This is a genomic window from Lysinibacillus sp. FSL L8-0126 (assembly GCF_038630385.1).
GTDB classification, from domain to species: Bacteria; Bacillota; Bacilli; order Bacillales_A; family Planococcaceae; genus Lysinibacillus; species Lysinibacillus fusiformis_D.
Window position 1 is genome coordinate 299583 of record NZ_CP152028.1, and the last position, 13547, is coordinate 313129.

Annotated in this window: 13 protein-coding genes; all 13 read right to left on the bottom strand. The window is 38.0% G+C overall.

What is annotated here, in order from left to right:
* Positions 1 to 66: 66 nt before the first annotated feature.
* Positions 67 to 1326, bottom strand: a complete 1260-nt coding sequence (locus tag MHI34_RS01490; protein ID WP_342504051.1) for a competence/damage-inducible protein A — start codon at positions 1324 to 1326, stop codon at positions 67 to 69.
* Between the two features lie 17 nt (positions 1327 to 1343).
* Positions 1344 to 1922 carry a CDP-diacylglycerol--glycerol-3-phosphate 3-phosphatidyltransferase gene (pgsA, locus tag MHI34_RS01495; RefSeq protein WP_036121302.1) on the bottom strand — a complete coding sequence of 193 codons (579 nt, stop codon included), beginning with the start codon at positions 1920 to 1922 and terminating at the stop codon, positions 1344 to 1346.
* A 47-nt stretch (positions 1923 to 1969) separates the two neighbouring features.
* Positions 1970 to 2899, bottom strand: coding sequence for a RodZ domain-containing protein (locus MHI34_RS01500; protein WP_170829781.1), 930 nt, complete (start codon positions 2897 to 2899; stop codon positions 1970 to 1972).
* Between the two features lie 16 nt (positions 2900 to 2915).
* Positions 2916 to 3701, bottom strand: coding sequence for a DUF3388 domain-containing protein (locus tag MHI34_RS01505; protein ID WP_008178931.1), 786 nt, complete (start codon positions 3699 to 3701; stop codon positions 2916 to 2918).
* Between the two features lie 217 nt (positions 3702 to 3918).
* Positions 3919 to 4176: a DUF3243 domain-containing protein gene (locus MHI34_RS01510; protein WP_004224939.1), complete on the bottom strand. Its 258-nt coding sequence runs from the start codon at positions 4174 to 4176 to the stop codon at positions 3919 to 3921.
* A 43-nt stretch (positions 4177 to 4219) separates the two neighbouring features.
* On the bottom strand, positions 4220 to 4948 hold the full coding sequence (locus MHI34_RS01515) for an SDR family oxidoreductase (protein ID WP_036121304.1): 729 nt from the start codon (positions 4946 to 4948) through the stop codon (positions 4220 to 4222).
* Positions 4945 to 6246, bottom strand: a complete 1302-nt coding sequence (locus tag MHI34_RS01520; protein ID WP_058843926.1) for a pitrilysin family protein — start codon at positions 6244 to 6246, stop codon at positions 4945 to 4947. The genes MHI34_RS01515 and MHI34_RS01520 overlap by 4 nt, the downstream gene beginning before the upstream one ends.
* Positions 6243 to 7514, bottom strand: a complete 1272-nt coding sequence (locus tag MHI34_RS01525) for a pitrilysin family protein (protein ID WP_342504053.1) — start codon at positions 7512 to 7514, stop codon at positions 6243 to 6245. The genes MHI34_RS01520 and MHI34_RS01525 overlap by 4 nt, the downstream gene beginning before the upstream one ends.
* A 175-nt stretch (positions 7515 to 7689) precedes the next feature.
* Positions 7690 to 8649 (bottom strand): ABC transporter permease, encoded by a 960-nt coding sequence (locus MHI34_RS01530; protein WP_036121312.1) that lies wholly within the window; start codon positions 8647 to 8649, stop codon positions 7690 to 7692.
* Position 8650: 1 nt separating this feature from the next.
* Entirely contained in the window at positions 8651 to 9697 is a 1047-nt protein-coding gene (locus MHI34_RS01535) for an ABC transporter permease (protein WP_340810064.1), read from the bottom strand.
* Entirely contained in the window at positions 9697 to 11244 is a 1548-nt protein-coding gene (locus MHI34_RS01540) for an ABC transporter ATP-binding protein (protein ID WP_089932014.1), read from the bottom strand. The genes MHI34_RS01535 and MHI34_RS01540 overlap by 1 nt, the downstream gene beginning before the upstream one ends.
* A 357-nt stretch (positions 11245 to 11601) precedes the next feature.
* Positions 11602 to 12684, bottom strand: coding sequence for a BMP family protein (locus tag MHI34_RS01545; RefSeq protein WP_058843929.1), 1083 nt, complete (start codon positions 12682 to 12684; stop codon positions 11602 to 11604).
* 54 nt (positions 12685 to 12738) lie between these two features.
* Positions 12739 to 13467, bottom strand: coding sequence for a GntR family transcriptional regulator (locus MHI34_RS01550; RefSeq protein ID WP_036121324.1), 729 nt, complete (start codon positions 13465 to 13467; stop codon positions 12739 to 12741).
* Positions 13468 to 13547 lie beyond the last annotated feature (80 nt).

A 13547-nucleotide genomic window follows, 5' to 3' on the forward strand; every position in this document is an offset into this window, starting at 1 on the left:
TTCGATTTTTCTTCAAAATAAAAATTTGGATAGTTTTCCTCTACCCAAATTTCTATTTCACTCTATTTAATATCGTTTTGTATAACCGCGTTCTTCTAAAAGCTGCATTAAATAATGACATGTAAATTTCACCGCACGTAGTCGATTTGTATTTCGCATGCCTGATAAATGCAGTAAATAAGTAAGTGGCTCCTCATCATTGATAGCAATACCAATCCAAACCGTACCTACTGGCTGGTGATCATGCGCTGTCGGACCAGCCTCTCCTGTAAGACCAATTCCAATATTAGTAGCAAACTTTTCGCGAACAGCACTTGCCATTGCCGCCGCACACTCACTGCTAACGACACCATGTGTATCAATTAATTCTTTTGAAATGCCAAGCTGTTTTATCTTTGCATCAGCAGCATAGGTAACAACGCCACCAATCAGTGCATTGCCTACCCCAGGAATTTCCGCAAGCTCAGATTGAAATAACCCAGCTGTTAAACTTTCTGCGGCAGCAATGGTTAACTGATTATCAAGTAGCATTTCTACCGTTTTAGAGGCAAGAGAGTCGTCATCTACACCATATTGATAATCTCCCACAAGTGCCTGTATCTCAGCAACCTTTGTAGCTGTAAGCTGTTGAGCTTCCTGCTCTGTAGCCGCTTTAGCTGTAACACGTAATGTTACTTCTCCATCAGAGGCAAGTGGGGCAACTGTAGGATTTGTTTGGGCATCTAGAATATCTTGAACTCGTACTTCAAGCTCTGCTTCACCAATCCCATAGAAACGCATCACATGTGATGCAATGATCCCTCCATCATTAAGCATCGCAGCAAGCTTTGGTTTCGCTTCAAATTGAAACATAGGTTCCAGCTCTTTTGGTGGTCCTGGAAGTAAAATATAGGTGCGGTCATTTTTTGTGAAAATCATACCTGGCGCCATTCCATGGTGGTTGGCTAGCACTTCACTGCCAGCTAAAATTAATGCCTGTTTCCGATTATTCTCCGTCATTGGACGTCCTCGTTTGGCAAAAAATTGCTCAATATACGTTAATGCTACATCATCAGACTCAAGCGAAACACCAAGATGACGAGCAATCGTTTCCTTCGTTAAATCATCTTTCGTAGGTCCAAGTCCTCCCGAAAAAATAATTAAATCGGCACGAGTCTCCGCCACTTCAATAGCCTGTTCTAAACGTTTCGTATTATCGCCTACTACAGTATGATAAAAAACGTTGATACCAAGCTCGGATAATTGACTTGAGATAAATCTCGCATTTGTATTCGTAATTTGACCTAATAATAGTTCTGAGCCAACCGCAAGAATTTCAGCATTCATGATTCACAAGACCTTTCTTATTTAGACTCAAGTAAAACACGTCGATTTAGATAGAAATAATCCCACCCAGACCAAAGCGTAAAGAACAATGCAATATAGAGCATGATCGTATCAAATGGAATACCAAACAGTGTAAAGATTGTATTGTGTAAAAGAGCAGCTGCAATCGCTACAATTTGTGCCCAAGTTTTGATTTTACCGAGCTGATTAGCAGCAACAACTTCTCCCTCACCTGCCAAAATCAAACGTAAGCCAGTTACGGCAAATTCACGGCTAATAATAATGATGATTACCCAGGCAGGTGCCATATCAAGTTCTACCATTAAAATGAAGGCTGCTGAAACCAGTAATTTATCAGCTAAGGGATCTAAAAATTTCCCAAATGTTGTCACAAGATTATACTTACGTGCATAATAACCATCCACCCAATCTGTTGTTGAAGCAAAGATAAAAATAAGTGCACCTATAAAATGGTGGATCGGCATCTCAGCGCCAAATAGTGTCAAAGTTCCCCAGCCGAAATCAAACATCATCACAATGACAAAAAATGGAATAAGCAAAATTCGAGAGATGGTAATTTTATTTGGAATGTTCATTTTTCTAACACCTTTCATGATGAAAGAAAGTAGCCATCACCTGATGACTACTGTTCTTTATTGAAATTGATGACGATATTTTGCGTTACAATCTGCTGTGCATACGGTAGAAGTTCGTCATTAATATAGATTTTAGCCTGCGTTGAATTACCAAGACGGACACGTACATAGTTTTGTGTTGTAGCATCAAACTCAACTACTTCTCCAGCATTATAGACACGTGTGTCCGTTAATAATTCTTGTTGCTGTTGGTTGCGAATACCCACAAATGTAGGACCTGATACTTCGATTTTAATTTTCATTGTATCTGTACCTGTTAAGGTATAAGAAGTCGTCGCCCCATCCGCCTCAACCGTCCCCGCGGAAATTGTTTGCTTCATCTCTTCTGTTTGATCAGTTTGATCTTCATCAGTTGGTGTTTCCTCTGTAGAGTTTGTATCTTCTTTATCTTTTTTCTGTGCATCTTTATTTTCTTTGTCTTTTTTATCCTTTTCACTATCAATTGGTTGAATATTAGTATCATATTCCATTTCAGGAGTAGTATTTTCTACTTCGCTTGTCCCTGAACTATTTTTAGATTGCCATAGTATCCATATGGCCACAATGATTACAACGATAAATAAAGCTACAATGATTTTTGGCATAGCCTCCATCATTTTATTCGAAGGGCCTTTCGTAACTTTTCTTCTACTTGGACTATTCGTCATCGATTGACTTACTTGGTCATTTGGAGTACTCGGTAGTTCTTTTTTATAAGTCTCTAAAATTTCCTCTGCGTTCAAACCAACAGCTTCTGCATACTGCTTAATAAAAGCTCGTACATAAAACGAACCAGGCATAATGGAATAATTGCCTTCTTCAATTCCTACTAAATAACGCTTTTGAATTTTCGTTATTTCTTGTAAATCGTCTAAGCTGTAGCCTTTAGACAGTCTCGCCTCTTTCAGTCGAGTACCTAATTCTGCCACTAATAACACCTACTTTAACATCAAATTAAAAATTAAATCCTCCAAATGAATCGGATTCGGACATGTGATTTTTTTCCATTATTTCATAAGTAATTTCTTCATCCGTGTGATGACGTAATTCAATGATATAATCAAAATCCTCTATTTTATATTCTGAATGCTGCACAAACATATCTGGATGCTCAACAACTTTAATGCAAGGCATATTCATCATTTCACGCACTAATTGCAAATGTCGCTCATCAGATGAACGCCGAGTCACAATACCATCTAAAATAAAAATATTGTTACGACTAAATTCGTCTCCCACAAGTTTATTACGAACAGTTTGTTTAATCATTGTAGACGATAAGAAAATCCATTTTTTATTGGCACAAACACTTGCAGCTACAATGGATTCAGTTTTTCCAACGCGTGGCATACCACGAATACCAATTAGCTTATGTCCTTCTTTTTTAAAAAGCTCTGCCATAAAATCGACTAAAATACCAAGTTCGTCTCTTACGAAGTGGAAAGTGTTTTTTTCGTCTGCATCTCGAGGAATATAACGACCATGCCGAATAGCTAGGCGGTCACGAAGTTTTGGTTGTCGAAATTTGGTTACGTTAATATGTTCCATTGTCGAAACAATTGTACGAAAACGTTCAATCGCCTCATCATTGTCTGTATGCACTAACATACCACGTCGGTCCTCATCGACACCATTTATTGATATAATATTGACACGAAGCATCCCTAAAAGTGAAGCAATATCTCCTAATAATCCAGGGCGATTCACCTGAATTTCATATTCAAAGTACCAATCGCTCAACACACTCGTTCCCTTCCTATTAGTTAACGTAAAAAATCCTTTATAAGTTCCATCATAGCTGATTTTTTATGTAATGGAAAGTTAGAATACATGGAATTACGGCGTTATTTACTAATTTTTTTTGATGCATGTAGATTAGGCTTACATACGTTCCCTTTTTCGTAGATAAATAGCTTTTTTATATAGAAAAAAGAGGAGATTGGCTCTCCTCTTTTATTTACTGCACATGCTTATTTTGTACAAGCTTAATGACACAATTCGCTAATGCATGCTTCTCATCTTCAGAGGCAACGCCCCATAAATCCGACAGCACTCGCTCTTGTTCGTTTTTAGGATCGACATTTGTCGCTAAATATTCCCCAATTTGGACAGCAGCCGTTTGAATCATTTTCTTCGGCATACCACTCGATTCAGCTTGCATAACGTTTTGTCCTAAAAACGATGTCCATTTTTGCCAGTTTTCTAAAATGGTCATATTTCCTCCTCCTTTACACATGTAGTATGTGCAAAAAAGAATATTATATGTACCAACCGCCATTTAATCGTATGATTTGTCCTGTCACATAATCTGCTTTACCAGACAAATAAAAACGTACCATTTCAGCTACATCCTTTGTCTGACCAATGGTACCTAAAGGAATATCTTCTAAAATATAATTAAGTTCTTCTTGATTTAAATGGCTGTTCATTGACGTATTTATAAACCCTGGAGCAACAGCATTTACTCGAATACGGGATAGTGCCGCTTCTTTTGCATAGGATTTGACAAAAGCATGTTGTGCTCCCTTAACGGTTGCATAAAGTGCCTCACCCGCTGAGCCAGCCTCTCCCCAAATGGAGCCAATGAATAATACATAGCTCACCTCATGCTTACGCAATTTCTCAGATAGTAAAGCTGTCAGTCGCATTGGATTTTGAACGTGGACACGCCATAAAGCATCCATATCCTCCACTGTTGTATCTTCGAGCAGCGAATAATGTGCCTGCCCATTTGCAAAGACAATGGCCTGCACATTAAAAATTTGCGCGGCTACCATTTCCGCTCCTGTTAAAATAGAAAAATCCCCCTGCACAAGCATAAACTCTTGTGCAGGGAAGGTTTTAGAAAGCGAATCACATAATTTATGTGCCGCATTTTTATTATTCGAATAATGCACATAGATGGACCATCCATCTTCTGCAAGACTTTGACAAATGGCACGACCAATCTCACCTGATGCGCCTAAAACAAGGGCAAATTTTTTCACTGTGCTCCCTGCTTGCTTGGCAAAATTTTAAAGACTGTTTGTTGGGATTCTCCTTGAATAGAAGTAAAGGCTTTGTGTAAATCCTCTATTGTTAATGTTTCAAGAACTGGTACCACATCAAACAAATTCATATCATTAAAGGAATAACGTGTAAATTGGTTTGCGATGAATTCAATCGAATTTAATGCTCGTAGGAAGAAGCCAATTTTTTTACGTTTTATACGTTCTAAACCAGCACTATCCAATTGGCTATTCCCCTCATATTTCACTAATTCTTCTTTTATCGCTTGGGCCAATTTATCAGGCTCTGCTGAATCCGAACCAATCATGGCAAAACCAAAGCCATTTTCTAACGTAAAATCAAATGCATATGTCTCATCGATTAAACCTTCTTCATAGACACGTTCATAAAAATTAGATGTACGTCCAAAAATAAGTTCAAGCGCGATTTGAACAGACAGCTCATGCTTTAACATATCCTGTCCTGATAAATTCGTATCCTTTGCTTTCAAACCAACATAAATTTTCGGCTTTTGTACATCCATATTTAATGTACGTTCTTTAATCGCTACGTCTGTTGGTTCTGTATCAAAGAAACGTTGAATTGGTGTTGGCTCTGGGAACTCTTTTTTACCTTGATTGTCACGAATAAAAGTCATCATTTCCTCTGGCTCTACAGCGCCAATGACAAATAATAACATATTTGAAGGATGATAAAACGTATTGTAACACGTATATAAATGCTCTGCTGTAATGCCGTCAATCGATTCAATCGTTCCTGCTATATCAATTTTTACAGGATGTTGATGATACATATTTTCAATCGTACCAAAATATAGACGCCAGTCTGGTTGATCATCATACATCGTAATTTCTTGCCCAATAATTCCTTTTTCTTTGTTGACAGTAGCTTCTGTAAAGTATGGCTCTTGCACAAAATTCAATAAAGTTTCTGTGCTCTTATATATATTGTCAGTAGATGAAAATAAATAAGCTGTGCGTGTAAACGACGTAAAGGCATTCGCCGAAGCACCATATTCGCTAAATTTTTGAAAAACATCACCATCTTCTTTTTCGAACATTTTATGCTCTAAAAAGTGTGCAATACCATCTGGCACTGTAATACTTTCCGTTTCACCGATTGGTACAAACGTACGATCAACAGAGCCGTACTTTGTTGTAAATGTTACAAATGTTTTGGAAAAGCCCTTTTTTGGTAAAATATATACATCTAAGCCATTGTCTAGTTTTTCATAGTAAAGTGTTTCATCTAGTTGTTTAAATTCAATTGTTTTCATTGTGCGGCTTGCTCCTTTCCACATAAGAAATAGACCGCTTCAAGCTGCACTTGCTTAGCCATTGCAACAACGTCTTCCTTTGTTACAGCTTTCCACTTATTTGCCCAGACTTCAACAGAGAATTCCTCAGGTAAATCTTTATATTGGTCAAAAATTTCAATTTGTCCACGCGCAGAATCCAAGGACTCTTTTAGCTGATTTGTCAGCATAGCCTTTGTTTGCTCCAGCTCTAAATCTGTAATGTCTCCAGCCTGCATGACAGCAAGTTGTTCTTTAATTAAAGACAATGCTTTTTCTTCATTTTTAGCTTCAATCCCAGAAACAACAAACAGAAGACCGTAATGCGATGCATAGGAGCTTGATGCGTAATAAGCAAGACTCTCTTTCTCACGCACATTCATAAATAATTTAGCATGAGGATAGCCTCCAAAAATGCCATTAAAAATCTGCATTTTAGCAAAATCAGCATCTCCAAATCGAATAGGCGTGCTAAAGCCAATATGAAGCTTACCTTGTTTCATTTCATGCTGTTCTCTTACGTAATCATTGTCAGGATGCTGTTGTGGTAATACTGCTGGCACTTCCTCTGGTGTGCGATCATTAAATGGTAGCGCTTTTTTTAATTTCGCTACAAGTTCCTCTTCATTAATGTCTCCAGCAACATAAATATCTATTTTGTCGTTAGCGAGCATGGATTGGTATGCCTCAAATAAAGAAGCAGGCGTAATTTTTTGAATTTCTTCTACGCTACCATTAGCCGAAATCGATGCAGGCTCGTTTGGTCTCAAGATTTGTTGTAAACGGAACTGAGCAAAACGAGATTTATCATCAAAAATAGATTCAATCCGTTGAATGACTGTTTTCTTCTCCCGTTCTACAATCGATTCCTTAAAGACACCGTTTTCTAAATTAGGCTCAAAAATAGCTGTGTGCAATAAACCAAGTACGTCGTTTAAGACACTTGTATTTGCTAGATAATGATCATTCACAGTCTCCACATTCATTAGCACCGTATGTTCATTACCTCGTTTTGATGTATCAAAATATAAAACAGTACCATATAAATCATCTAAAAAGCTACGGAAAGCAGCAGTTGTTTTATATTTAGCATTACTATGCTGTAGTACATTGGTTAACACTGTACGTTCCGATGCACTTTTTGCAGTTAATGCTCTTCTCCATTTAATCGAAAAATTTACGGTTTTAAATTGGGTTGTTTGTCGGATATGCAAATTGACACCTTTTGCAAAAGGTATTGTTTTAAACATATGAAACCCTCCTATCCTTCTTAATATAACGATGTACTACACATACTATACATGTCTATTGTCTATAATTGCAAAAAGAATCCAAAGTATGTATGGGAAAAATTAAAAAATACACCAATTTCATATGTAAAAAAAGACTGAGCATCGTTCACTCAGTCTTTTTGATTCATTTTTCTTAACGTTTACCTTTAATATAAGGCTGTCCACTTGCTTTTGGAGCATTCGCTTTACCAATAAAGCCTGCTAAAGCAAGGATTGTTAAGACGTATGGTAAAATTTGCAGATAAACGGCTGGTACATTCTCGATGAATGGAATTTGACTTCCTGCAATACTTAAAGTTTGCGCTAAACCGAAGAATAAGGCTGCTCCTAATGCACCAATTGGATGCCATTTCCCGAAAATCATAGCGGCAATGGCCATGAAACCTTGTCCAGCAATTGTTGCATGCGAAAAGTCATGTGTAATTGTTTGTGCATAGACTGCACCACCAAGACCACCTAATGCCCCAGAAATAACAACGGCAATATAGCGCATTTTATTAACATTAATCCCCATTGTATCTGCTGCCATTGGGTGCTCACCCACAGCACGTAAACGCAAGCCGAATGGTGTTTTATAGATAATAAACCAAGCACCAATGGCTACCGCAAATGCTAAAATAGATGTGCTGTAAACATCATGGAACAATAAAGGACCAAAGAATGGAATATCCTCTAAATAAGGAATACCGAAACGGTCGATTGGACGTGTAATCATATCCGTTTGACCTTTATCATAAATCATTTTAACTAAGAAAACTGTAGCAGCTAAGCCAAGTAAGTTAATGGCTACACCTGAAACTGTTTGATCGGCACGGAAAGAGATCGAAGCAACAGCATGGAAAAGAGAGAAAATCCCACCAATAATCATAGCTGCTAACATCGCTACCCAAATCGTTGCCACACCTAATGACGAAGCGAATTCTAAATTGACAAAAATACCAACAAAAGCACCAACAATCATTAAGCCTTCTAGCCCGATGTTGACTACACCAGAGCGTTCAGAGAATACTCCACCGATAGCAGTAAAAATCAAAGGTGTTGCATAAAGAATCGCTGAAGGGATGATGAAATATAACATTTCTAAAAAGCTCATGTTATTGTCCCTCCTTTTTCTTGCTCAGCTTTTGCAAGCCTATTCGAATAATGTAGCCTGATGCAACGAAGAAGATAATCAATGCGATGATAATTGATACGATTTCTTCTGGAATACCCGCAGCATTTGGCATATTTAATGCACCATATTTTAATGAACCGAATAGTGATGCTCCAAACACTACCCCAAGTGGTGTATTCGCACCAAGTAGCGCAACGGCGATACCGTCAAAACCGATTCCTGTAAAGCCAGGTTTAATAGATGCGTTTTGGAATGTACCTAAAGCTTCCATCGCACCACCAAGACCTGCAAACATTCCTGAAATCGTCATCGCTAAAATAATATTTTTATTAACACTCATACCTGCATAATCGGCAGCATTTTTGTTAAAGCCTACTGCTTTTAGCTCGTATCCACGTGTTGTTTTTTCTAAAATGAACCACATAACTACTACCATTAATAGTGCAACAATGATCCCATAGTGAAGACTTGAATTGTCTGTAAGCTCTCTTAAAAACGGAGAACGTAAAGAAGCTGATTCATGGATACGTTCTGTTTTAAAGCTTCCATCGGACAATTTTTTAATCACTGCGTTGGCAATATAAAGCGCAGTATAGTTGAGCATAATTGTCGCAATAACTTCATGGACTTTAAATTTCGCTTTTAAGAAACCTGCAATAAAGGCCCAAAATGCACCTGCAGCTGCAGCAGCAAGTAATGCCAATGGTAAGTGAATAACTTTAGGTAGCTCAAATGCGTATCCTACCCAAGCTGCTGCTAGCCAACCTAAAATCAGCTGACCCTCAACCCCAATATTGAACAGTCCTGTGCGGAATGCAAATGCTACTGCAAGACCTGCCAAAATATAAGGTGTTATTTGACGAATTGTGTTCCCAATTGAATATGAATCTCCAAAAATACCTGTCCAAAGAGCAATATAACCTTCTACTGGGTCATAGCCACTGACTACCATAACGATAGCCCCTACAATTAAACCGATAATGATAGAGATGATAGGAACGAGTAGATTAATGACACGATTTGACATTAGTCGTTCCCCTCCTTCGCATCATGCTTATTATTTTTTTTACTTTGCCCTGCCATAAGTAAGCCTAGCTCTTGTTCTGTTGTTTCTTTTGGATTTAACTCATCTACTATTTGTCCATCATAAATAACAGCAATACGATCCGATACATTCATGACCTCATCTAATTCAAATGAGATTAACAGAACGGCTTTTCCTTTATCACGTTGCTCAATGAGACGAGAGTGAATGAATTCAATAGCCCCTACGTCAAGTCCACGTGTTGGTAGAGCAGCAATTAATAAATCTGGATTACGGTCGATTTCACGACCGATAATAGCTTTTTGTTGGTTACCTCCAGATAATGCACGAGCCGGTGTCATTTCACCATTACCTGTACGCACATCATACTCTTCAATGATTTGACGAGCTTTTTCCGACACTTTTTTATAATCCATGACAAAACCCTTTGCAATTGGAGATTGGTAATACGTTTGCAGTGCAATATTATGACCAATCGGGAAATCTAACACTAAACCATGTTTATGACGGTCTTGTGGGATATGACCGACGCCTTCCTCTGTAATTTTACGAGGCTTCATATTGGTAATATCTTTGCCATTTAACTTAACTGTCCCACTTTTGATTTTACGTAGTCCTGTAATGGCTTCGATTAATTCGGACTGACCGTTACCATCGATACCAGCTATACCTACGATTTCACCTCTGCGAACATTTAAGTTCAAACCTTTTACCTTATCAATATCTCGGTAATCCGTTACTACCAACTTTTCAATCGATAGCACTTCTTCAGTTGGGTTTGCGTCAATTTTTTCTGTTTTAAATTCAACTTGACGGCCAACCATCATTTCAGCCAATTGATCAGGATTTGTGGCAGCGGTTACAACAGTGCCAATCCCTTCTCCTTTACGGATAATCGTCACACGATCTGAAACTTCCATAATTTCTTTTAGCTTATGCGTAATTAAAATAATAGATTTACCTTCTGCAATCAGTCGACGCATAATTTGAATTAATTCTGTAATCTCTTGTGGTGTTAATGAAGCCGTAGGTTCATCAAAAATTAAAATTTCGGCACCACGATACAATGTTTTTAATATTTCAACACGTTGTTGCATACCAACTGTGATGTCTTCGATTTTGGCATTTGGATCAACATCCAATCCATATTTTTCAGAAAGTGCGTGTACTTTCTTCGCCGCATCTTTTATATTGACAATCCCCATTTTAGTAGGCTCCGTGCCTAAAATAATGTTTTCTGTAACCGTAAAGTTTTCTACCAACATAAAGTGCTGATGCACCATGCCAATTCCTAAATCATTGGCAACATTCGGGTTTGTAATTTTTACAGCCTTCCCACGAACATGAATTTCGCCACCCTCTGGTTGATATAAACCAAAAAGGACGTTCATCAAAGTCGATTTACCTGCACCATTTTCACCAAGCAATGCATGGATTTCGCCTTGTTTCAGTTGGAGGGTGATGTTATTATTCGCCACGAAACTCCCGAATTCTTTACGGATTCCAAGCATCTCAATCACATATTCCAAAATTGTCACTCCCTTAATAGGCACTTATTAAGTATTTTTGCCTTAGCGTATAGTATCTGCTGCTACATGATTGATGGTACAGATAAGCCATACGTCCAGTAGTCAATTTCTACCAGAGGCTAGAATTATTGCTTGATCTAAACCCACCTATAGAGGTAGTTGTTTTGCTAAATTAATACAGGAAAGGTCATCGTTAGAAACCTTTCTTCTATTAACTTATTACCATCATGATTTACCTCTATAAGATTCCTATAAATCTAGTTAAATAGAGTATTGCGAATAATCTAAATATAACGATAGATTGAAAAATCATCATAAGGTCCTTCTAAAAGTCCCTTATGATGATCAAGAGTTGAATTATTTTTCCACTTTTTCTGGAACTTTGATTTCACCCTTAGCAATCTTCTCTTTATATTCATCAATTACTTTTTGTACATCTTCTGGAATCGCACCGCGTGAATCTGCAAGTTTAACACCGTCTTCAGCTAAACCATAAGTAAGTGTTTCTCCGCCTGGGAAATCACCATTTTTTGCTCTATTTGAAATATCTACTACTGCTGTATTAACACCTTTTAACATTGAAGTTAATGTTACGTTTGTTTTATCGTCTACTTTACCTTCTTCGTATTGGTCAGCATCTACACCAATTACCCAAATGTTTGCCTCTGGATCTTTTTTCTTACGTTCTTTTGCTTCAGAGAATACACCGTTACCAGTTGCACCAGCAGCGTGGAAGATTACATCAACACCTGATGAGAACATACCGCTTGCTGTAATTTTACCAACATCCGCTTTATCAAATGCACCTGTGTATTTATCTTCGATGATGATATCTGGGTTTACAGCTTTTGCCCCTTCAAGGAATCCAGCTTCAAAGCGATTAATAACTGGGATATCTACGCCACCTACGAAGCCGATTTTACCTGATTTAGACATTTTCGCTGCAGCTACACCCGCTAAGAAAGCACCTTCTTGCTCTTTGAACATTACTGATACTACGTTGTCTGCTTTTACTTCAGCATCAATGATTGCAAATTGGCCATCTGGATTTTCCTCAGAAATTGCAGCCATTGCATCTTCCATCATATAACCAATACCGAAAATTAAATTGAAGTCACGACGTAGTAATGCATTTAAATTTGAATCATAGTCTGCATCTGATTTTGATTGTAGGTAATCAAAACCATCACCTTTTGATAAGCCGTGCTCTTTACCGTAAGCTTGTACACCTTCCCATGCAGATTGGTTGAATGATTTGTCATCAACGCCACCTACATCAGTAACCATTGCTACTGAGAAAGTTTCTTCTGTTTTGTCGCCGCCTGAAGCATTGTCATTGTCTTTTGCAGGTTTTTCGTCGTCTTTCGTACCACAAGCACCTAAAATAGCACTTGCCGCTAATACTGATGTTAATACTAAACCAAATTTACGTTTTTTCATTTAATTAACCCCCCAAAGGTATTGTAATTAGCAGGAAAAAAATTTAGAAATGTTCTACACCCGTTTACGAACTACATGGAAGCTGAATTTATCAGCTCGGAAATAATTTTTTGAATAGAGCACTACTTGATCATGGTCATCGTAATGCAACTGCTTTAACACTAAAAGAGCTGTTTCACGTCCGCAATTTAAAATCGGTGAGGCTTGTTCATGATACCCAATTGGATCAATATAAGTTACAGCATAGGCTACATGAATTTTGCCTGATTGCTCTAAAGCAGAGAACAGTGAAACTTCTTTTTTTTCGACAAAGTCAGTAGGCAGGAAGCTTGCGGGTAGCCTGTCTATGCAGTAAACTACTGGCTCACCATCCGCTGTTCTGACACGTTCAATCGTGAGTATTTTATCGTCGCCATCACATTGGAAGCGTTTTAAATCTTCTTCAGAAGGTGTGTGCTCAGTTGCCTTTAAAAAACGGGAACCCGGCTCCATACCTGCTGTTTCGATCATAGAAGAAATGCTCGATAGATGCTCGATGCCTGATGTAAACAACGGCTTAGGATTGACAAAAGTCCCAACCCCATGTCGGCGCACAATCACATTTTCCTCTTCCAACAGTCGAAGAGCTTCTCTAAGAGTAGCTCGACTGACTCCTAGTGATTTCGATAATTCAAACTCTGAAGGCAGCTTTTCATTTTCTTTAAAAATGCCAGCCTCAATGTCAGATTTTAAACGATCGATAACTTGAAGATAGAGATGACGATGATCTGCTTTAATAGTCACATATATCACCACCAAATCAGAGATCAGACATCTGATGTACAACATTCCTACTAATCGTTCATAAATATAACATTTTTGCA

Bases quoted from the DNA above. Each gene is read 5' to 3' on its own strand.
- MHI34_RS01490 (WP_342504051.1), bottom strand. From the start codon at position 1,326: ATGAATGCTGAAATTCTTGCGGTTGGCTCAGAACTATTATTAGGTCAA.
- pgsA (WP_036121302.1), bottom strand. From the start codon at position 1,922: ATGAACATTCCAAATAAAATTACCATCTCTCGAATTTTGCTTATTCCA.
- MHI34_RS01510 (WP_004224939.1), bottom strand. From the start codon at position 4,176: ATGACCATTTTAGAAAACTGGCAAAAATGGACATCGTTTTTAGGACAA.
- MHI34_RS01520 (WP_058843926.1), bottom strand. From the start codon at position 6,246: ATGAAAACAATTGAATTTAAACAACTAGATGAAACACTTTACTATGAA.
- MHI34_RS01525 (WP_342504053.1), bottom strand. From the start codon at position 7,514: ATGTTTAAAACAATACCTTTTGCAAAAGGTGTCAATTTGCATATCCGA.
- MHI34_RS01530 (WP_036121312.1), bottom strand. From the start codon at position 8,649: ATGAGCTTTTTAGAAATGTTATATTTCATCATCCCTTCAGCGATTCTT.
- MHI34_RS01535 (WP_340810064.1), bottom strand. From the start codon at position 9,697: ATGTCAAATCGTGTCATTAATCTACTCGTTCCTATCATCTCTATCATT.
- MHI34_RS01545 (WP_058843929.1), bottom strand. From the start codon at position 12,684: ATGAAAAAACGTAAATTTGGTTTAGTATTAACATCAGTATTAGCGGCA.